This window comes from Paramicrobacterium fandaimingii, from assembly GCF_011751745.2.
Lineage (GTDB): Bacteria > Actinomycetota > Actinomycetes > Actinomycetales > Microbacteriaceae > Paramicrobacterium > Paramicrobacterium fandaimingii.
This window is the reverse complement of record NZ_CP061170.1, coordinates 2,306,584-2,323,457: the sequence shown is the minus strand read 5'-3', so window position 1 is coordinate 2,323,457 and position 16,874 is coordinate 2,306,584. Positions and strand designations below refer to the sequence as shown.

18 protein-coding genes and 1 tRNA gene are annotated in these 16,874 nt (G+C 63.8%); 11 read left to right on the top strand and 8 right to left on the bottom strand.

Going from position 1 to position 16,874, the window contains the following annotated elements; all coding sequences use genetic code 11:
* Positions 1 to 119: 119 nt before the first annotated feature.
* The 4 genes from HCR84_RS11205 (at position 120) to rlmB (ending at position 4,267) form a co-directional block, all read left to right on the top strand.
* Positions 120 to 602 (top strand): CarD family transcriptional regulator, encoded by a 483-nt coding sequence (locus HCR84_RS11205; RefSeq protein WP_166980979.1) that lies wholly within the window; start codon positions 120 to 122, stop codon positions 600 to 602.
* A gap of 79 nt (positions 603 to 681) precedes the next feature.
* Positions 682 to 1,863, top strand: a complete 1,182-nt coding sequence (gene ispD, locus HCR84_RS11200) for a 2-C-methyl-D-erythritol 4-phosphate cytidylyltransferase (protein ID WP_166980981.1) — start codon at positions 682 to 684, stop codon at positions 1,861 to 1,863.
* A 9-nt stretch (positions 1,864 to 1,872) separates the two neighbouring features.
* Positions 1,873 to 3,288, top strand: a complete 1,416-nt coding sequence (cysS, locus tag HCR84_RS11195) for a cysteine--tRNA ligase (protein ID WP_166980983.1) — start codon at positions 1,873 to 1,875, stop codon at positions 3,286 to 3,288.
* Complete coding sequence (rlmB, locus tag HCR84_RS11190; RefSeq protein ID WP_166980985.1) at positions 3,281 to 4,267, top strand: 23S rRNA (guanosine(2251)-2'-O)-methyltransferase RlmB; 987 nt, start codon at positions 3,281 to 3,283, stop codon at positions 4,265 to 4,267. The genes cysS and rlmB overlap by 8 nt, the downstream gene beginning before the upstream one ends.
* Here rlmB and HCR84_RS11185 read toward each other — a convergent pair.
* Positions 4,264 to 5,553, bottom strand: coding sequence for a DUF4032 domain-containing protein (locus HCR84_RS11185; RefSeq protein ID WP_166980987.1), 1,290 nt, complete (start codon positions 5,551 to 5,553; stop codon positions 4,264 to 4,266). The genes rlmB and HCR84_RS11185 overlap by 4 nt on opposite strands.
* A gap of 61 nt (positions 5,554 to 5,614) precedes the next feature.
* Positions 5,615 to 6,718, bottom strand: coding sequence for an ABC transporter ATP-binding protein (locus HCR84_RS11180; RefSeq protein WP_166980989.1), 1,104 nt, complete (start codon positions 6,716 to 6,718; stop codon positions 5,615 to 5,617).
* A 266-nt stretch (positions 6,719 to 6,984) separates the two neighbouring features.
* Between HCR84_RS11180 and HCR84_RS11175 the strand changes: the two genes are divergently transcribed.
* A complete protein-coding gene (locus HCR84_RS11175; protein WP_166980991.1) occupies positions 6,985 to 7,905 on the top strand; it encodes a DsbA family protein in 921 nt (306 codons plus the stop codon).
* A 43-nt stretch (positions 7,906 to 7,948) separates the two neighbouring features.
* Positions 7,949 to 8,021, top strand: a tRNA-Thr gene (locus tag HCR84_RS11170).
* Between the two features lie 54 nt (positions 8,022 to 8,075).
* Here the strand turns inward: HCR84_RS11170 and HCR84_RS11165 are convergent.
* From HCR84_RS11165 to msrB, 3 genes are read right to left on the bottom strand one after another with little or no spacing between them, the layout of a single operon-like run.
* Positions 8,076 to 8,462, bottom strand: coding sequence for a hypothetical protein (locus tag HCR84_RS11165; protein ID WP_166980993.1), 387 nt, complete (start codon positions 8,460 to 8,462; stop codon positions 8,076 to 8,078).
* Positions 8,459 to 9,031, bottom strand: a complete 573-nt coding sequence (locus HCR84_RS11160) for a nitroreductase family protein (RefSeq protein WP_166980995.1) — start codon at positions 9,029 to 9,031, stop codon at positions 8,459 to 8,461. The genes HCR84_RS11165 and HCR84_RS11160 overlap by 4 nt, the downstream gene beginning before the upstream one ends.
* On the bottom strand, positions 9,028 to 9,429 hold the full coding sequence (msrB, locus tag HCR84_RS11155; protein WP_166980997.1) for a peptide-methionine (R)-S-oxide reductase MsrB: 402 nt from the start codon (positions 9,427 to 9,429) through the stop codon (positions 9,028 to 9,030). The genes HCR84_RS11160 and msrB overlap by 4 nt, the downstream gene beginning before the upstream one ends.
* A gap of 130 nt (positions 9,430 to 9,559) precedes the next feature.
* On the opposite strand from msrB, the gene HCR84_RS11150 reads away from it, so the two are divergent.
* From HCR84_RS11150 to groL, 3 genes are all read left to right on the top strand, one after another.
* Positions 9,560 to 9,853, top strand: a complete 294-nt coding sequence (locus tag HCR84_RS11150) for a DUF3263 domain-containing protein (RefSeq protein ID WP_166980999.1) — start codon at positions 9,560 to 9,562, stop codon at positions 9,851 to 9,853.
* Between the two features lie 159 nt (positions 9,854 to 10,012).
* Positions 10,013 to 10,456: a LytR C-terminal domain-containing protein gene (locus tag HCR84_RS11145; RefSeq protein WP_218043569.1), complete on the top strand. Its 444-nt coding sequence runs from the start codon at positions 10,013 to 10,015 to the stop codon at positions 10,454 to 10,456.
* Between the two features lie 144 nt (positions 10,457 to 10,600).
* Positions 10,601 to 12,220, top strand: coding sequence for a chaperonin GroEL (gene groL, locus HCR84_RS11140; RefSeq protein ID WP_166981003.1), 1,620 nt, complete (start codon positions 10,601 to 10,603; stop codon positions 12,218 to 12,220).
* Positions 12,221 to 12,306: 86 nt separating this feature from the next.
* Here groL and HCR84_RS11135 read toward each other — a convergent pair whose 3' ends face one another.
* The 3 genes from HCR84_RS11135 to HCR84_RS11125 form a co-directional block, all read right to left on the bottom strand.
* Positions 12,307 to 12,597 carry a WXG100 family type VII secretion target gene (locus HCR84_RS11135; protein ID WP_166981005.1) on the bottom strand — a complete coding sequence of 97 codons (291 nt, stop codon included), beginning with the start codon at positions 12,595 to 12,597 and terminating at the stop codon, positions 12,307 to 12,309.
* Positions 12,598 to 12,711: 114 nt separating this feature from the next.
* Positions 12,712 to 14,418 (bottom strand): HAMP domain-containing sensor histidine kinase, encoded by a 1,707-nt coding sequence (locus HCR84_RS11130; protein ID WP_166981007.1) that lies wholly within the window; start codon positions 14,416 to 14,418, stop codon positions 12,712 to 12,714.
* 9 nt (positions 14,419 to 14,427) lie between these two features.
* Entirely contained in the window at positions 14,428 to 15,117 is a 690-nt protein-coding gene (locus tag HCR84_RS11125; RefSeq protein WP_166981009.1) for a response regulator transcription factor, read from the bottom strand.
* 99 nt (positions 15,118 to 15,216) lie between these two features.
* Between HCR84_RS11125 and folP the strand changes: the two genes are divergently transcribed.
* Both folP and HCR84_RS11115 read left to right on the top strand, forming a co-directional pair.
* Positions 15,217 to 16,140, top strand: coding sequence for a dihydropteroate synthase (folP, locus tag HCR84_RS11120; RefSeq protein WP_166981011.1), 924 nt, complete (start codon positions 15,217 to 15,219; stop codon positions 16,138 to 16,140).
* Positions 16,133 to 16,873 carry a pyrimidine reductase family protein gene (locus tag HCR84_RS11115; protein WP_166981012.1) on the top strand — a complete coding sequence of 247 codons (741 nt, stop codon included), beginning with the start codon at positions 16,133 to 16,135 and terminating at the stop codon, positions 16,871 to 16,873. The genes folP and HCR84_RS11115 overlap by 8 nt, the downstream gene beginning before the upstream one ends.
* The last annotated feature ends 1 nt before the right edge of the window (position 16,874 follow it).

Genomic DNA, 16,874 nt, shown 5'->3' with positions numbered 1-16,874 from the left:
TTTAGCCTAGCTTGTCTGCCGTTCGGCACAGGGTAAGGCTCGCCTTACAACGACGGGGGCGCGAACCTTACAGTATGCCCCCTGTGGTATCCTGGGTGTCGCTGAAGGGATGCTTATCGATGCTTTTTGAGGTTGGCGAAACCGTCGTTTACCCGCACCATGGAGCCGCGACAATCGCGGAAGTCAAGACCCGGGTAATCAAGGGCGAAGAAAAACTCTACCTGAAGCTGCACGTGACACAGGGCGATCTGACGATCGAGGTGCCGGCTGAGAATGTCGACCTCGTCGGCGTTCGTGATGTCATCGGACAAGAGGGGCTCGACCAGGTGTTTGAGGTGCTCCGTGCGCCATTCACCGAGGAGCCGACCAACTGGTCGCGCCGGTACAAGGCGAACCTCGAGAAACTCGCGTCCGGCGACGTCATCAAGGTCAGTGAGGTCGTGCGCGACCTGTGGCGCCGTGACCAAGACCGCGGGCTCTCCGCCGGAGAGAAGCGGATGCTTGCGAAGGCACGTCAGATTCTGGTTTCCGAGCTCGCGCTCGCAGAGAAGACAGACGAGGCGAAGGCCGAGGGGATGCTCGACGAGGTTCTCGCGTCCTAGTCCATAACGAAAGACACGTCGAACGGCTCGGATTCGTCCGGGCCGTTCGCACGTTAACGCACCCATTACGCTCGTGGTCATGAGTGATTCGCCGCGAACCGCTGTCATCGTCGTCTCCGCCGGCTCGGGAACGCGCCTGGGGGCAGGCATGCCCAAGGCGTTTGTCGAGTTCGCCGGACGGTCAATTCTGCGTCACGCGCTCGACGGCGTCTTCGGCATGAAGGAGCCGGCGCAGGTGATCGTCGTCGCGCCGAGGGGACAGGCAGAGGATGCTGTCGCCATCGGCCGCGCGGCGGCGGGCGCGGCATCCGGGTACCTCTCGGTCGTTGAGGGCACCGAGACAAGGCAGGGCTCCGTCGCAGCCGGCCTCGCCGCCCTTGCGCCGCACGTCGAGACGGTTCTCGTGCACGACGCCGCGCGGGCGCTCACGCCGCCTGAGCAGCTCGATGCCGTCGCGCAGGCGGTCGCGTCGACGGGCGTCGGCGTGGTTCCCGCACTCGCGGTCACCGACACGATCAAGCGCGTCGACGCCGACGAGTCTGTGCAGAGCACCGTTGATCGCGGAGCTCTGCGCGCCGTGCAGACTCCGCAGGGGTTTCCTCGCGAGCTTCTCGACGCCGCATACGCGGCGGCGACCGAGCCGCTCACCGACGACGCTGCGCTCGTCACGGCCTTCGGCGGTGACGTCACGATCATCGCCGGAGACGAGCGCGCGTTCAAGATCACAACGCCCTGGGATCTGCGTCGCGCCGAACTGCTCGTCGGCGGCGCACCCGCCGCGCGCACCGGCCTCGGCATCGACGTGCACGCGTATGACGACAGCCGCGAGCTGTGGCTTGCGGGCCTGCTGTGGCCAGGTGAGCCGGGTCTCGCCGGGCACAGCGACGGCGACGCCGTGTGTCACGCGGTGACCGATGCGCTGCTCTCTGCCGCGGGGCTCGGCGACATCGGCGGAATGTTCGGCACGGACGACCCGCGCTACGACGGCGCGCGCGGCGAGGTGTTCGTCTCGGAGGCGCTGCGACAGGTCGCAGCATCCGGATTTCGCGTTGTTAACGTGACGGCGCAGATCGTGGGCAACCGCCCGCGCTTCGCCTCAGGCCGCCGCGACGCAGAAGCGCAGCTGAGCCGAATGCTGCAGGCGCCGGCAAGTCTCGCAGCGACAACGACAGACCATCTCGGCTTCACGGGGCGTGGTGAGGGCATCGCCGTCATCGCCACGGCGCTTCTCACAGCGCATTCACCCCAGTCGCACCAGTAGGATTTACCCGTGGCTTTGAGACTGTACGACACCAAGACGCAGACACTGCGTGACTTCACCCCGCTCAGACCGGATGAAGTGGGAATGTACGTGTGCGGACCGACCGTGCAGTCGTCACCGCACATCGGCCACCTGAGATCCGCCCTCGTGTACGACATTCTGCGACGCTGGCTCACGTACAGGGGACTGCGCGTGACCATGGTGCGCAACGTAACGGACATTGACGACAAGGTGCTCGTCAACGCCTCAGAAGACGAACACTGGTGGGCGCTCGCGTACCGCATGGAGCTCGAGTTCAGCGACGGCTACCGTGCCCTCGGCATTCTGCCGCCGACGTACGAGCCGCGGGCGACGGCGAACATTCAGCAGATGCAGGAGCTCATCGCGCGATTGATCGAGGCGGGCCACGCCTATGCGGCGAGTGACGAATCGGGTGATGTGTACTTTGACGTGCACTCGTGGCCGACGTATGGCGCACTGACGCGCCAAGACGTCGACATGTTAGAGGATGCCGGTGACGCGGACCCGCGCGGCAAGCGCGACCCGCGAGACTTCGCGCTCTGGAAGGGGCACAAGCCGTACGAGCCGGAATCGGCCTCCTGGACGAGCCCGTGGGGGCCTGGGCGCCCCGGCTGGCACATCGAGTGCTCGGCAATGGCACGGCGATATCTCGGCGAGAGCTTCGACATTCACGGTGGCGGACTCGATCTGCGCTTTCCGCACCACGAGAACGAACTGGCGCAGTCCAGCGCTGGCGGCGATGGATTCGCCTGCTACTGGGTGCACAACGGACTTGTATCGATCGACGGACAGAAGATGTCGAAGTCGCTCGGCAACTCCATCTACGCGTCAGAGCTGCTCTCGAGAGCGTCGCCACTCGTCGTGCGCTACTACCTCGGCCAGGCGCACTACCGATCGACGATCGACTACCACGACGGCTCGCTTCGGGAAGCAGAAGCGGCACTCGAGCGCATCACCGGCTTTCTCGAGCGGGCAACGCGGCGCCTCACGGGAACGCGGTTCGCGGCGACCGAAGCGATTGCGATTCCGTCGGAGTTCGCCGAGGCGATGGACGACGACCTCGGCGTGCCGCAGGCGCTCGCCGTGCTGCACGATTCAGTGCGTGCCGGAAATGCCGCGATCGATTCCGACGACCTCTCGGTCGCGGCGTCCGCGCTCGGCGCCGTCACGGCGATGACAGACGTGCTGGGTATCAACCCCAGCTCGACCGCATGGAACGGCTCAGAGGATGCCGCGAACACGGCGACGCTCGGCCGCGTCATTGAGGCGCTCATCGACCAGAGGCAGACCGCTCGCCGTGAGCGGGACTTCACAACAGCTGACCGCATCAGAGATCTTCTCGCGTCCAGTGGAATCACAATCGAAGACACCCCCTCGGGGGCACATTGGAGCATCGATGGCTAGCAAAGGACGCCCGGGAGCGGGCAAAGGCAAGAAAGGCCCGTCAAAGGGCACGGGAGGCCTCGGGCGCAAGGCACTTGAGGGACGAGGCCCGACGCCGAAGGCGGAAGACCGCACATACCATCCGGCCGGAAAGCGAAAGGCCGCGCGCGACCGCCTCGACACTGCTCGGGGCGCACGCAAGCCCGCGGCCTCCTCACGCAGACCGCAGACCAAGCGCTCGTCGACAGACGATGTCGAGACCGTGACCGGTCGCAACTCCGTTCTTGAGGCGCTGCGCACGCGGATTCCCGCGACGACCCTCTACATCGCCACGCGCATCGAGATGGACGACCGCGTCAAGGAGATTCTGTCGCTCGCCACGGGCACGGGAATTCCGGTGCTCGAGGTCACCCGTCCGGAGCTTGACCGAATGGGCGGTTTCGATTCCGTTCACCAGGGTGTCGCCATCACGGTGCCCGCCTATGGCTACGCCCACCCGGGGGAGCTCCTCGATCGCGCCGTCGCCTCATCGACGCAGCCGCTGCTCGTCGCACTCGACGGCATCACCGACCCGCGCAACCTCGGTGCGATCATCCGCTCGACCGCGGCTTTCGGCGGACACGGCGTCATCATTCCTCAGCGGCGCTCGGCCGGAGTCACCGCTGCCGCCTGGAAGACATCTGCCGGCGCCGCTGCGCGTCTGCCCGTCGCCCGGGCAGCCAACCTCACGCAGGCGCTGAAAGACATGAAGAAGCAGGGCGCGTTCGTGATCGGCCTCGACGGCGGAGGCGACATGAACCTGCACGACTTCGACCTGGCCGACCGCCCCCTCGTCGTCGTTGTGGGAAGCGAAGGAAAGGGCCTCTCGCGCCTCGTCACCGAGACGTGCGATGCAATCGTGTCGATCCCGATCACGGCGGCGACCGAGTCGCTGAACGCCGGCATCGCGGCATCCGTCACTCTCTACGAGATCTCGAAGCGCAGGGCTGAGGCCAGCTAGACGGTATCGCGCCAGTCAACGTCATTATCTGACGTGACGACGTCGATTGCCGAGGTCAGCGCGCCTGTCGGCGGGTCGATTATCGTCGCCTCATCACGGCGGTGCCGCAGCACGTTGTTGATATACGACGTGAGCGCCTCAGCGAGCGGAACATCGCGCTGCTCGGTCTGCGAGAGCTTCCACCGATGCTCGAGCAGCTGGTGGAACACCTCGGCAGGCTCAAGCTTGCCGCGCAGCTCACGAGGGATGGAACGCACGACGGGTTCGAAGACGCGAATGAGCCACTCGTGCGCCACAACCTCTTCGTCATCGTCTTGTTTGCCCGTCGTGGCACGAAACGAGTCGAGGTCGTTGAGGAGTCGGCGCGCTTGATTCTCACCCGTGTCGAGGCCTGTGAGCCGAATGAGTCGACGCTGGTGGTGCCCCGCGTCGACAACCTTCGGCTGAATTCGAACCTGGCTTCCGCCTTCGTCTGTCTTGATGGCGAGCTCCCCGATGTCGAATCCGAGGGCATTGAGGCGCTGAACGCGCTCGTTGATGCGGTACCGCTCATGAGAGGCAAACTGCTCGGTGCCCGTGAGCTCACTCCAGAGGGAGCGATAGGCGTCGACGATGCCGTTGGAGACGGCGACGGGATCGAGCTCTTCGTCCGTTCGCCCTCCTGCCGAGAGGTCCATGAGCTCGCCTGCGATGTTCACGCGGGCAATCTCGAGATCGTTCTCGCGCTGCCCGTTCGAGAGGCCGCCCTGATAGAGCTTTCCGGTCTCTGCATCGACGAGGTACGCGGCAAAGGCGCCGGCGTCACGACGGAACAGCGTGTTCGAGAGCGACACGTCGCCCCAGAAGAATCCGGCGATGTGCAGACGCACGAGAAGAAGAGCAAGGGCGTCGACGAGGCGAGTCGCCGTGTCGGGGCGCAGCTGCTGGCTGAAGAGCGCGCGGTAGGGGAGCGAGAATCTCAGGTGCCTCGTCACGAGAACGGGAAGCAGATCGTCGGCATCGGCAGATCGTCGACCGGTGATCACGGCGACGGGCTCGACGCAGGGAATGTCGAGCTTCTGCAGCGATCGCAGCATCTCGTACTCGCCCTTTGCCATGTCGAGCGTCGTCTCCTTGATGGCGATGACATAGCCCGAGAGGTTGGCGAAACGCACGAGGTGACGGGAGATCCCCTTGGGAAGCGAGGCGATGTTCTCAGACGGCCAGGCGTCAAGCGGCAGCCCCCACGGCAGATCGAGAAGGGCAGGGTCGACCGTGGCCGATGTGATATTCAGTGAGGCGCTCATGCGTTAATCTACATACCGGCCGATGGATGCTGCTGCACCCACCGGCCGGTACGCGAAATCGTCAGTCGCTGATGACTGCTTTGTTGCCGAGACGCTCGCCCGACTCGTTGCTGAACACGTGAACGTGGTGCGGCGTCGGTGTGATGTACGCCTTGTCGCCCGCGTTGGGGTGGATGCGTCCATCGACACGCGCGACGATGTCGTGGCGTACGCCGTCGATGTCTGCGTGACCGTGCAGGTATCCGTCGGCACCGAGCTCTTCGACGAGGTCGACCTCGATCTCGAGGCCCTCAGACGGGTTGTTCGACACAACGATGTCTTCGGGGCGGAAGCCGATGGTGACTTCTGAACTGGTTGACTCGTTGAGAACCTCGCGCTCGACGGGAACAACGGTGGAACCGAACTGAACTCCGCCGTCGGCGATGCTGCTCGTGAGCAGGTTCATAGCGGGCGAGCCGATGAAGCCGGCGACGAACACGTTCGATGGCTTCTCGTAGAGGTCGCGCGGTGTTCCAACCTGCTGCAGTAGGCCGTCTTTCAGCACAGCGATGCGATCGCCCATGGTGAGCGCCTCTGTCTGGTCGTGCGTGACGTAGACGGTCGTGACACCGAGGCGACGCTGCAGTGATGCAATCTGCGTACGAGTCTGCACGCGAAGCTTTGCGTCGAGGTTCGACAGCGGTTCATCCATGAGGAAGACCTGCGGCTGGCGAACGATGGCGCGGCCCATCGCGACACGCTGACGCTGACCGCCCGAGAGGGCCTTCGGCTTGCGGGCGAGGTAGTCCTCGAGGTCGAGGAGCTTTGCTGCCTCCTGAACACGCTCAGCGCGCTCGGCCTTGTTGACGCCGGCGATCTTGAGCGCGAAGCCCATGTTCTCGGCAACCGTCATGTGTGGGTAGAGCGCGTAGTTCTGGAAGACCATGGCGATGTCGCGGTCTTTCGGGGGAATGTCGGTGACATCGCGGTCACCGATCATGATGCGACCCTCGTTTACCTCTTCGAGGCCGGCGAGCATACGCAGCGATGTGGACTTACCGCAACCAGAGGGTCCCACGAGAACAAGGAACTCGCCGTCGGCGATGTCAAGGTCGAGCTGGTCGACTGCGGGGCGGGTACCACCGGGGTAAACACGGGTGGCTTTGTCGAAAGTTACCGACGACATAGTGCTGTTTCTCCTTCACCGGCAGGTACGTGCCGGACGATCCGAGTGACGGAGCGGGGCATACCTGCCCCGCAACACGGCATCTTCACCGCGTTAACACATCAGTATGGCACGAACTGAGGCGCGCACAGAACCGATGCGGTTTTACCGAGCAGTTTGGGGTTTTCCCAGCGGGCCGCATTAGCATCGGAAGGTAATTGCGCGCGTGGCCTCCCGAAGATGTGCACAGCTGCGCCGCATTCCCGAGATCTTTCAAGTGAGGTTCAATGGCCGGCGACGGTGAGATTGACGACTCGACGAGCCCGAGCAAGCGTCACCAGGTGCGCGAAAAGGCACGGCAGCTTCGTGAGAAGCAGCACAAGCGCGACGTGCGCAACCGCGTGCTTCTTCAAGGTGGAATCGGCGTGCTCATCATTGCCATCATCGTCGCTGTCGTCATGATCGTCGTCTCGTCGATCAAGCCTGAGACCGCCGGGCCGAAAAACATGGCGAGCGACGGAATCGTGATCGGCAAAGATCTTGTCGCGCACACGACCCCCGCACTCGCTGCCGGAGCATCCCCCGTGCAGGCGACGGCGGATCCCGATGTCGCCCACATTCGCATCTATGTTGACTACCTGTGCCCGTGGTGCGGTGATTTCGAGAAGACGAACATCGACCAGCTCGAAGGCTGGCTGAATTCTGGCGCCGCCGTTCTGGAGATTCACCCCATTGCCGTGCTCACGAGCAAGTCCCAGGGGACCGAGTATTCGCTGCGTGCAGCGAACGCTGCGGCCTGCGTTGCCAACGAATCGCCTGACTCCTTCTTCGCGTTCAACAAGGCGCTTTTCGAGAAGCAGCCGGAAGAGGGCACGAAGGGGCTCACGGACGACCAGCTCGTCTCGATGGCCACGTCGGCCGGCGCGTCGTCGATTGACAACTGCGTCGACGACAAGACGTACTCCTCGTGGGTGCAGTCGGCAACGGAACGCGCCGTGAGCGGCCCGCTTCCCGGCACGGACGTCGAACGGGTCGAAGCCACGCCGACGGTGCTCGTGAACGGCAAGCAATACACGGGTTCGCTGACCGACGAAGAAGAATTCCACGCATTCGTCGTTGCAACGAATAGCGAAACCGTTGCGACAACCACCCCATCGCCCTCCGCGAGCCCTCAGGGAGACGAGGGAAAAGACTCCGATGAGAAGTGACGTTCACATCGACGTCTGACAGCCCCTATGATGGATAGGTCCCGCCGCCTTAGCTCAGTTGGTAGAGCACTTGACTTGTAATCATGTGGTCGCGAGTTCGATTCTCGCAGGCGGCTCAGAAGGGCCCCGCTTCCGAGAGGAAGACGGGGCCCGATGCTTGTGTTGGCGGCTTACGCGTTGTCCGTTGCCGGCCAGACGAGAGGCTCCGAACCCCACTCCGAGAGGCTGTCAGGTGCGGGGAAGCCGAGGTCGTAATACAGCTGCGGTGCGCCGACCGCGCCGAAGTCATCGAGCTTCGCCGTGATGCGCGTCGCACTCACTTCGGCGAGACGCACGCGGATGCGCTCGCCAGAATCGAGTTCGAGGCGATACGGGTCCGCAAGGTAGCCGATTCCTCTCTCATCGAGCGCTTCTTCGGCCGTCATCCAGTCGACGGGGCCGATAACGTGGCGCCCGAGCAGGTCGACGGCAGTGAAATCGTCGCCGTCAGGCAGCATCCAGCCGACGCGCTCGCCGTCTGGCCTGCGGTGCTCGATCCAGTGTGAACGGTCTGTCATATGCGTTCGTTGCCTTCCGTGTTGTCCGGTTCCTCAGTGAGGGAGGTGAGGAAGTGATCGGCGTTGACGGGTGCTGCGGGCCGCGTGGTGTGGGCGCCGTCTGTGCCGCCGACGTAGAGCCAGCCGAGAAGATACTCGTGCTGCTCGAGGCGATGCATGTGATGAACCTCGGGCGAGCGTACATGGCTTCCGGTTCGCCACATCACTCCCCACCCCGCATCGGTGAGCAGCAAGCTGAGCATGTGCGCCACGCCGGATGCTGTTGCCTCCTGCTCCCAGACGGGAACCTTTGCACTCTGCTGTGGAACCACGACGAGGGCGATGAGCAGGGGCGCGCGCAGCGGCTTCGACGATGGCTTGTCGTCGCCAGCGGCAGCGGCAAGCGCGTGGCCGAGATCGACGCGCGCGTCCCCGCGCAGCTCGACGAGTCGCCACGGAGCGAGGCCGCTGTGATCTGCGACGTGACCGGCGGCCGCGACGAGCAGAAGAAGCTCGTCGTGGCTGGGCGACGCGTCAGTCACCTTCGACCGTGAGCGCCTCGCGGTGACCAGGTCGATGAGGTTGCTCACGACTGCGGTGTGAATCCGAGCGAGATCGAGTTCATGCAGTAGCGGTCACCGGTCGGGGTGCCGAAGCCATCATCGAAGACGTGGCCGAGGTGTGAATCGCACGCAGCGCAGCGCACCTCTGTGCGCACCATGCCAAGGCTGCGATCTTCGGTGAGCGTGACGGCTTCGGGTCGCACTGACTCGTAGAAGCTCGGCCAGCCGCATGCGGAGTCAAACTTCGTTCCGCTCTTGAACAGCTCTGCACCGCATGCCGCACACGTGTACACGCCGGCGCGGTCCTCGTCGAGGAGCTCACCCGTCCACGGACGTTCCGTCGCTGCCTCGCGCAAGACGGCGTACTGCTCTGCAGACAGTTCGGCGCGCCACTGCTCGTCGGTCTTTTTCGTGTTGTCGGTCATGCGCGCTCCTGGATGTCGGAAATCAGTTCTCTTAAAAGGTTAAGCCGCGCGGGCGCTGGAATGTTCCGAATGCTCACACCGGGCTCCCACCAAGCTGCCGAGAAACTAGGATGGCGACGGAAGGGTCGAGATGGCGTCAGACGAGCGAAATGCACAGGCGGGCGAGCACGCGCCCGCCCCGCTGGGCGAGCGCGACAGAGCCATTCTCGATTTTGAACGACAATGGTGGACGCACGCGGGCACGAAGGAGCAGGCGATCAGGCAGCGTTTCGACGTGTCGTCTGCTCGCTACTATCAACTTCTCGCCGCCCTCATCCGGCGTCCCGAGGCTCTCGTGTACGATCCGATGCTGGTGAAGCGTCTGTTGCGCGTGCGAGATCAGAGGTCCGCGGCCCGACGTCGACGTACCTCGTCAGACCACTAGCGGCGACAGGCCCCGAACGAAGGAAGACCGCACCGTATGGGAAGTTCGCATCCCCGAGACCGATTTGATGACGTACCGCACTCGTCGCGAGTCGGCGCGCATCGAGCCCCGGGTCGGCGAGGGTGGCTCGGGTTCCTTTGGGCGGCTATTGCGACGATCGTGTTGATCGCCGTGGGAATCTTCGGGCTGAGCATTGCAACAGACCGTCTGAACCTCGATCAGGTGATCCCCGGTCCAAGCGAGCCGAGCGAGACGCCGACGCCGTCGCAGACGACGCCGGAGCCGACTGTCGAGCCGACAATCGATCCCGAGGCACTGATTCAGGTGCTCAATGGCACGACGACGCCAGGACTTGCCGGCGACGTCAAAGCCGTCCTCGGCGACGGCGGCTGGACATCGTCGAACGTCACAGCAAGCAATGCGAGCGATGACAGCCTTGAGAAGACGGTGATCTACTACGATGCCGACGCTCTTGAGGGGGCGGCACGCGGGGTCGCGAAAACCCTCGGAGTCGGCGCCGTCGAGTATTCAACGGAGTTCAGCGTCGGTGATGTTCCGCAGATCGTCGTCGTGCTCGGGTCTGATTACACCGCTGGGGGCTGAGCGCAACGGGTTATGCCGACGGCGAAACGATTCACAGCCTCGTAGCTTGCACTCGACGGTGCAGAGTGCCAGAATTGCCATTAGCACTCACCGTAGGGGAGTGCTAAGAACGTTCATTCACGTCCGGGAGGGACGAAACTCACGATGGCAAAGATCATTGCTTTTGACGAAGAGGCCCGACGCGGCCTCGAGCGTGGCCTCAACACGCTCGCCGACGCAGTCAAGGTGACGCTTGGGCCCCGCGGTCGCAACGTTGTCCTCGAGAAGAAGTGGGGCGCCCCCACCATTACGAACGACGGTGTGTCGATCGCCAAGGAGATCGAGCTCGACGAGCCGTACGAGAAGATCGGTGCAGAGCTGGTCAAGGAAGTTGCCAAGAAGACGGATGACGTCGCTGGCGACGGAACCACGACCTCGGTCGTTCTTGCTCAGGCGCTTGTGCGCGAAGGTCTGCGCAACGTCGCAGCCGGCGCCGACCCGATCGCGCTGAAGCGCGGCATCGAGAAGGCCGTTGCCGCGGTCTCCGACGAGCTGCTCTCGGCAGCCAAGGAGATCGAGACAAAGGAAGAGATCGCAGCAACCGCGTCGATCTCTGCCGCTGACCCGCAGATCGGCGAGATCATCGCCGAGGCCATCGACAAGGTGGGCAAGGAAGGCGTCGTCACGGTTGAGGAGTCGAACACGTTCGGCACCGAGCTCGAGCTGACCGAGGGCATGCGCTTCGACAAGGGCTACCTCTCTGGTTACTTCGTCACCGACCAGGACCGCCAGGAAGCTGTCTTCGAGGACCCGTATGTTCTCATCGTCAACTCGAAGATCTCGAACATCAAGGATCTGCTCCCTGTTGTCGACCAGGTCATCCAGGCTGGCAAGCAGCTTCTCATCATTGCCGAGGACGTCGAGGGCGAAGCGCTCGCAACTCTCGTTCTGAACAAGATCCGCGGAATCTTCAAGTCCGTTGCCGTCAAGGCTCCGGGCTTCGGAGACCGTCGCAAGGCCCAGCTGCAGGACATCGCGATCCTCACGGGTGGACAGGTCGTTTCCGAAGAGGTCGGCCTCAAGCTCGAGAACGTCACGCTTGATCTGCTCGGCCGTGCACGCAAGGTTGTCGTCACCAAGGACGAGACGACCATCGTCGAGGGTGGCGGAGAAGCCGAGGCCATTGCCGGTCGCGTCTCGCAGATCCGCAAGGAGATCGAGAACACCGACAGCGACTACGACCGCGAGAAGCTGCAGGAGCGCCTTGCCAAGCTCGCAGGCGGCGTTGCCGTCATCAAGGCTGGCGCCGCGACGGAGGTTGAGCTCAAGGAGCGCAAGCACCGCATCGAAGACGCCGTCCGCAACGCGAAGGCAGCTGTCGAAGAGGGCATCGTCGCCGGTGGTGGCGTCGCGCTCATCCAGGCGGGAAAGACCGCTTTCGACAAGCTGACGCTCGTCGGCGACGAGGCAACTGGCGCGAACATCGTCAAGGTTGCCATCGACGCTCCGCTGAAGCAGATCGCCACAAACGCAGGCCTCGAGCCTGGTGTTGTCGCAGAGAAGGTTCGCGGGCTCGAGGTCGGGTTCGGCCTCAACGCCGCGACAGGCGAGTACCAGGACATGCTGCTCGCTGGCATCGCTGACCCGGTGAAGGTCACCCGCTCGGCCCTGCTGAACGCAGGATCGATCGCTGGTCTGTTCCTCACCACTGAGGCTGTTGTCGCCGACAAGCCTGAGAAGGCTGGCGCTGCTCCTGCCGACCCGACGGGCGGCATGGACTTCTAAGAAGTCTGACTCCGTACGCACAATGGGCGCCTCCGCATGGAGGCGCCCATTGTCGTTTTCTACCCGAGCTGGCGGCTTCCGGGTGCTCAGCGGCCGAACATGCCGGCGTTCTGCATCTCGACGTCCGCGTACTGCGTTCCCGCTTGCGCGAGTGCCATATTCAGCTCGTTGATCGACTCTTCGACGCGAGCCTGCGTTGTTCGCCAATCGTGTGCGGCGGCCGTGAACGCGCTGGCGGCCTGGCCCGTCCACTGCGACTGCAGGTTCTGAATCTGGCCCATCAGCGTGTTCACATCCGCGCGAAGCTGCTCGGTCACGCCGCGAATGCTGGCGCTCGCCGCCTGAACCGCCTCGCTATCGACTGTGTATTTGCTCATCGTCGCTCCTCTCGTCTTGTGTGTTTCGACGGTATCCAGGAGTGCACCCGCGCTGCCCGATGAGTCGTGCGATCTGTGGAGAGTCGCTCCTCTGAATGCCGCTGTGGACGAGAGTCAGAGGGTGTCGTCGTCGCCCGTGTCGCTGTCGGGCGATGAGGGGGCGAGGGGAAGGTGAATGCGGAATGTCGCGCCGCCGCCCGGTGTCTCTGAGACGTCGACTGTGCCGCTGTGAGCGGCGACGATCGACGACACGATGGCCAGGCCGAGGCCGCTGCCGCCTGTTTCCCTCGTCCGTGATGAATCGGCGCGCCAGAATCGTTGAAAGATCTTCTCGCGAATCGGCTCGGGAATTCCCTCACCGTGGTCGATCACAGCGACGGTCGCCATTCTCGTGACCGGATTTGCCGACACGCCCACCTCGATGGGGCTGCCGTCTGGGGTGAAGCGCATGGCGTTGCCCATGAGATTCGCGATCACCTGGCGGATCTTGTTCTCTTCGGCCATCACGATGGCGGGAACCGTGGGAATGGATGCTGTCATATGCGTGACAGGCTCCACGGTGAGCGGCCGTGGCTCGGGCTCGCCGCCCTTGCGGGGCCGACGGCCGCGCAGCCGAGCAAATGTGGCGCCCGCGAGAGCAATGGGGCCTGTGTTGCCGCCGGTTCCGTTCGGTCGCGTCACCGCTCGCGGCGATGGCTCGGGAGCCACCGGCTCTGCCGGGGTGTCTGGCGCTCCCACGGGCGCATCGGGAGGAGTGTCGATGATGAACGATACAGGACGGCCCGGGTATGAGGCGCGCGCGTCCATGACGGCATCCTTCCCCAGAGGCGTGAGATCGATGCGCGTCAACTCACGGGGGCGCGCCTCATCGAGCCGTGCGAGTTCGAGAAGGTCTTGAACCATACCGCTCATGCGCACGGCTTCCTTCTCGATGCGCTCCATTGCCTGGGCAACGTCTTCCGGCTTCTCGAGAGCGCCCATGCGGTAGAGCTCGGCGTAGCCGCGGACGGTGACGAGAGGGGTGCGCAGCTCGTGGCTGGCGTCACCGACGAATCGGCGCATCTGCTCGATGGTCTGCGCACGATCTTTAAACGCCCGGTCAATGCGATTGAGCATGGTGTTGAGCGATCGATTCAGCCTGCCCACCTCGGTGTTCGGCGTCATGTGGGTGAGTCGCTGACTGAAATCGCCGCCGGCGATATGGGCGGCCGTGGTCTCGGCCTCGCGCAATGGGTGCAGCGTGTTTGTGACGAGCACTCTCGTGATGAGGGCACCGAGCACGATCACACCGAGCCCAAGCCCGAAGAAGATTGTGAGATACGTCGCGACGACGCTGTCTGGTCCGCGCATCGAACGCGCGATGAAGACGACGCCGTTGGTTCCGCGATCATCCATGGCGTCAGACACCACGGTGACGGCTTGAAACTCCGAGCCCGCCAGGTTCGTCACCGCCGTGGGATGCGTCGAAATGGCGTTTGCCACGCTGATCGACCCTGTCGCAGGGCGAGGGAGGAGGCGGGAATCCCTGTCGTCCCAATTGTGGTCGACGAGGTTGCCGTCTGGATCGTAAAGTGCGATGTAGTACTCGTTTGTCTCTCGAACGTGACGCGTGCCTTCGTCGTCGACGTCGATATAGCGAGAGATATCGCCGGTTGCGAACGCGACGAGCTCAGCTTTTGCCTGTTCGATCAGAGCCTGTTTGAGAATGATGACCGTGCCTGCGCCGGTGACGAGCAATCCGAACGTCAGCACGATCACCGTGACACCGGTGATCTTGCTGCGCAGGGTTATCGAGTTCCACCAGTCGGCTATGGCCTTCATACAACGAGGCTATTGCTTGCTCGTCTTCAGCATGTAGCCGAATCCGCGCTTCGTCTGGATGAGCGGCTCGGCCGAGTACTGGTCGAGCTTGCGACGCAGGTAGGAAATGTAGCTTTCGACGATGCCCGCGTCGCCGTTGAAGTCGTACTCCCAGACGTGGTCGAGAATCTGCGCCTTGCTCAGCACGCGGTTCGGGTTGAGCATGAGGTAGCGCAGAAGCTTGAACTCCGTCGGGCTGAGCTCGATGTTCGTGTCGCCGACGTACACCTCGTGGGTGTCTTGGTCCATGGTGAGCTCGCCAGCGCGAATGATGGCGTCTTCATCTGCCTGCATAGTGCGGCGCAGAATTGCCTTGATGCGCGCGACGATCTCGTCGAGGCTGAAGGGCTTGGTGACGTAGTCATCGCCACCCACGGTGAGGCCGGTGATCTTGTCTTCGGTGTCGTCTTTTGCCGTCAAGAAGAGAATCGGCGCGGTGTATCCCGATGCGCGGAGTCGCTTGGTGACTCCGAACCCGTTCATATCGGGGAGCATGACGTCGAGGATTATCAGGTCGGGTTCTTCTTCGAGAACAGCGGAGATGGCCTGGGCGCCGTTGCCGACGGCTCTGACGGCGAAGCCGGCAAAGCGCAGGCTTGTCGTCAGCAGGTCGCGGATGTTTGGCTCGTCATCAACGATGAGGATGCGTGGTCCAGTCATGCCCCCAGTATCTGCGAGCTTTCTGAGAGCGGGCTGGGTGAACTTATCAGGTTTACCGTGGGAACTCCGCCTGGGGTGTGGATGCGGCACGATGGAGTCATGACTGAGCCTTCCCCACACGATCTGCCGCCTCTGCCGACGATCGTGCATGCCATTCGGAGAATCGGCGTGCGGCAGTTTGATTTTTCCCGTGAGGTCGCGGTCATGGCTGTGGTGAACCGCACACCCGATTCGTTCTATGACCGCGGCCGCACGTTTGCGCTCGACAGTGCGGTGAAAGGATGCCTCGACGCGGAACGTGATGGGGCCGATTGGGTGGATATCGGCGGAGCTCCCTTTGCCCCAGGGCCGGAGATTCCCGCGAAGGAGGAGGCAGAGCGCGTTGTTCCCGTCGTTGAGGCCGTGCGCGCGGCATCCGACATTGTGATCTCGGTTGACACGTTTCGACCGGACGTGGCACACCGCAGCATCCTCGCCGGTGCCGACGTGATCAACGACACGACGGGGCTTGCCGATCCGGAGCTCGCCCGCGTTGTCGCCGATAGCGACGCAAGCGTTGTGATCACACACAGCCTTGCGTCGCCGCGCACCCCGTACGCGTCTCCGACGTATGCCGATGTGTCGATGGAGGTCGCCGACTTTCTCGAGAGCCGCATCGAGCGCGCCCTCGGCGCGGGGATCCCTCCGGAGCGCATCATCATTGACCCCGGACACGATCTCAACAAGAACACACTTCACAGTCTCGAGCTCAGCAGGCGACTCGGCCCCGTCGTCGACCTTGGCTATCCAACGCTCGTCGCCGTCTCCAATAAGGACTTCATCGGCGAGAGCCTTGATGCCGAACGAGGCGCACGCGTTGAGGGGTCACTTGTCGCCGCGGCACTGTGCATTGCCCAAGGGGCTCGCATCGTCCGCATGCACAATGTGAGCGAATCGGTGGCCGCTGTGCGCATGGCAGAAGCGATTCTCGGAATGCGCACACCGTCGCACCTCCACCACAACATGGGAGAACGCAATGACTGAGCTGACGCGAATCTGGCCGCTGCCGGCAGCCGCATCGTCTGAGGCGGCCGACATCGCCGACTGGTACGCGCGTGACGACCGCGAGACACCGTGGCTGCGTATGAACTTCATCTCCAGTGCCGACGGCGCCGTCACCGTCGACGGCCTCTCTGGCGGGCTCGGAACCGACGCCGACCAGCTCGTGTTCGAGGCGCTCCGCACGCTTGCCGACGTGATTATCGTCGGCGCGGGAACGGTGCGGGCTGAGGGATACGGGCCACTCAGAGTGGATGCGCCGGAGCAGCGCACCGCCCGCGGCCTCGCACCTCAGCCGGTGTTCGCCATCATCTCGCGCGCCCTCAGCATCGACCCGGGCGATCGCATCTTCACCGACGCGCCCGTTCGCCCCCTCATCGTGACGTGCCGCAGCGCCGATGAGGAGCGGCGAAAGCGCCTGGAGTCAGCGGCCGACGTGCTGCTGTGCGGAGACGATCGCGTTGATGGCCGAGAGCTGCGCCGTGCGCTCGCCGAAAGAGGCCTTGCGCAGATGCACAGCGAGGGCGGGCCGACGCTGTTCGGAGACCTCGTGCGCGACGATGCCGTCGACGAGCTGTGTCTCACACTCAGCCCGATGCTCGTCGGCGGTGCTGCCAACCGCATCATCGCGGGCGACGACCAGACGCTCAGAGGGCTTTCGCTCGCCCACGTGATCGAGAGCGACGGCACGCTGCTTTTGCGTTACCAACGCGCGTAGC

Coding starts and splice junctions, on each gene's coding strand:
- HCR84_RS11205 (WP_166980979.1), top strand. CDS start 120: ATGCTTTTTGAGGTTGGCGAAACCGTCGTTTACCCGCACCATGGAGCC.
- ispD (WP_166980981.1), top strand. CDS start 682: ATGAGTGATTCGCCGCGAACCGCTGTCATCGTCGTCTCCGCCGGCTCG.
- rlmB (WP_166980985.1), top strand. CDS start 3,281: ATGGCTAGCAAAGGACGCCCGGGAGCGGGCAAAGGCAAGAAAGGCCCG.
- HCR84_RS11185 (WP_166980987.1), bottom strand. CDS start 5,553: ATGAGCGCCTCACTGAATATCACATCGGCCACGGTCGACCCTGCCCTT.
- HCR84_RS11180 (WP_166980989.1), bottom strand. CDS start 6,718: ATGTCGTCGGTAACTTTCGACAAAGCCACCCGTGTTTACCCCGGTGGT.
- HCR84_RS11175 (WP_166980991.1), top strand. CDS start 6,985: ATGGCCGGCGACGGTGAGATTGACGACTCGACGAGCCCGAGCAAGCGT.
- HCR84_RS11165 (WP_166980993.1), bottom strand. CDS start 8,462: ATGACAGACCGTTCACACTGGATCGAGCACCGCAGGCCAGACGGCGAG.
- msrB (WP_166980997.1), bottom strand. CDS start 9,429: ATGACCGACAACACGAAAAAGACCGACGAGCAGTGGCGCGCCGAACTG.
- HCR84_RS11150 (WP_166980999.1), top strand. CDS start 9,560: ATGGCGTCAGACGAGCGAAATGCACAGGCGGGCGAGCACGCGCCCGCC.
- groL (WP_166981003.1), top strand. CDS start 10,601: ATGGCAAAGATCATTGCTTTTGACGAAGAGGCCCGACGCGGCCTCGAG.
- HCR84_RS11135 (WP_166981005.1), bottom strand. CDS start 12,597: ATGAGCAAATACACAGTCGATAGCGAGGCGGTTCAGGCGGCGAGCGCC.
- HCR84_RS11130 (WP_166981007.1), bottom strand. CDS start 14,418: ATGAAGGCCATAGCCGACTGGTGGAACTCGATAACCCTGCGCAGCAAG.
- HCR84_RS11125 (WP_166981009.1), bottom strand. CDS start 15,117: ATGACTGGACCACGCATCCTCATCGTTGATGACGAGCCAAACATCCGC.
- folP (WP_166981011.1), top strand. CDS start 15,217: ATGACTGAGCCTTCCCCACACGATCTGCCGCCTCTGCCGACGATCGTG.
- HCR84_RS11115 (WP_166981012.1), top strand. CDS start 16,133: ATGACTGAGCTGACGCGAATCTGGCCGCTGCCGGCAGCCGCATCGTCT.